Source organism: Intestinibacter sp. (genome assembly GCF_051866655.1).
Taxonomy (GTDB): Bacteria; Bacillota; Clostridia; order Peptostreptococcales; family Peptostreptococcaceae; genus Intestinibacter.
The window spans coordinates 1-1,904 of the sequence record NZ_JBJDXL010000018.1; the positions used below are offsets into that span (position 1 = coordinate 1).

3 protein-coding genes are annotated in these 1,904 nt (G+C 31.9%); all 3 read left to right on the top strand.

Features of this window, described 5'->3' with window-relative positions:
- Positions 1 to 640: hypothetical protein (locus ACI3VO_RS00490; protein ID WP_439756027.1), on the top strand; the 640-nt coding region annotated here is incomplete at its 5' end.
- Between the two features lie 254 nt (positions 641 to 894).
- Positions 895 to 1,227, top strand: a complete 333-nt coding sequence (locus tag ACI3VO_RS00495) for a hypothetical protein (RefSeq protein WP_439756028.1) — start codon at positions 895 to 897, stop codon at positions 1,225 to 1,227.
- On the top strand, positions 1,205 to 1,904 hold a 700-nt coding region (locus tag ACI3VO_RS00500; RefSeq protein WP_439756029.1), incomplete at its 3' end, for a DEAD/DEAH box helicase. The genes ACI3VO_RS00495 and ACI3VO_RS00500, both read left to right, overlap by 23 nt.

The following is a 1,904-nucleotide window of genomic DNA, read 5'->3' on the forward strand; positions in this document are numbered from 1 at the left end:
TATTGAAATAACATTAGCCATTAAAGACTATGAACATTTAGTAAAATTTTGTTCTTTTATAGATCTACCCGTTGAGAAAATTTCAATACGAAGTGAAAAAATAACAAGTATCAGAAATAGGGAATTTATTTCTGGAAAAAGTTGTAGAGTAGCTATTAGTAGTAAAAATATGTGGAATACTTTAGTAAAATATAATTGTGTTCCAAATAAAACTTATAATGAAATTTTTCCTGATTTATCTATATTTAAATCGTCAGATTTACTTTCTCATTTTATGAGGGGTTTCTTTGATGGAGATGGATGGGTATATCGCGATAGAGACAATAAAATTATTGCTGGGGTTTGTGGGCAAGAACAATTTCTTCTTAAATTTAAGAATTTACTTCCTTCAAAATTACAGAGTATTAATTTATATAATACAAATTCTGAAATATTAAAAGTTATTAAGTGGGCCAGTTTAAATGCTGAACTATTTCTTAATTTTTTATATAAAGATGCTCATATATTTTTAGACAGAAAATTTAACATTGCAGCCCCTTATATTTGTGAAAGTATAAGCAAATCGGACAATATCGGTGAAACTCCTGAAATGGACAACCCCGAGGTAATTACAGAAACTAAAGAGTCTGTAACACCGTAACGCGTAGAGATTGAACCTTTCTAAAAGAAAGAATAAAATATCTCCAAGAGTGTCCGACAACTCATGTAGTTGATAATGTACGCTGAGCTGGTCTGAATAGACAGACGTATCTCTTCTAGAGAAGGAAGAGTATGGAGGTAACTCCCAGAAATAGAGAATAAAAAGCCTCTATGATAACAAAACTGACCCTTGACAATTCCCATCTTACTCTTAACTTTATAGTAAAGATGGGATTATGGTTTACACAGCAAGAAATGCAGAAAGACCTCTATAGAAAGGATCCAGAAACTGGTAAAACTATGAATAGGCTTGAAGTAGTAAGAAATGAGCTTAAGTTAAATCCTTCTATTATGCTTAAAATCTGCGATACTGGTCTGAATTATGCTGAATTTAGATCAATGTGCAGACTTAAGAGAGATAAGTATACTAACTTAACTAGTGAGCAGCTCCGTCTTCTTTCTAATAAAGTCTTGTATCGTTTCCAGAATCAATGTGAAGCTCAGGCTAAACAATGGAAGGATAAAATTGATGAAATTAATAAAGTGGCAGAGCTGAAAGGATGGGATGTCACAAGGAGTATTGAATGATTTATTTACCCCAATTACTAGAGACCAAAGACAGGAAGAAGCTGTCAAAAGATGGCTAGAAGCTAAAGGAAAAGCTACAATTGTGGCAGCTACTGGATTTGGTAAAACAAGAACAGCTATTAAAGTAATCAAAAAGCTAAGAGTTAAATATCCTAATTTATCCGTATTAATAGTAGTTCCGACTGATTTGCTTAAAAAGCAATGGAGTGCTGAATTACTTAACTGGAACCTAGAATATAACACCGAAGTTAAGGTTATGATGGGTGCTTCTAAGAAACAATTAGAATGTGATTTACTAATTATCGATGAGGCACACAGAATTAATTCAGAATGTATATCTAGTATCTTTGAAAATACTAAATTTAAACTTATACTAGGCCTAACAGCTACTTTTGAAAGGCTAGATGGAAGGCATGAAATATTAGCTAAATATGCTCCAGTATGTGATACTATAACATTACATGATGCATTACTTAATGGCTGGATTTCTAAGTATAAGGATTATGTAGTATTATTAGATGTTCCAGATATTGATATTTACAAAGGCTACAATAAGGAATTTGTACAGCATTTTGAATATTTTAACTTCAACTGGCCTCTAGTCATGAGCATGATTGGAAAGAATGGATTTATTAATCATGCTAGATATAGAGACGAGATTTGTAAAGATCCAAGTA

Coding starts and splice junctions, on each gene's coding strand:
- ACI3VO_RS00495 (WP_439756028.1), top strand. CDS start 895: ATGCAGAAAGACCTCTATAGAAAGGATCCAGAAACTGGTAAAACTATG.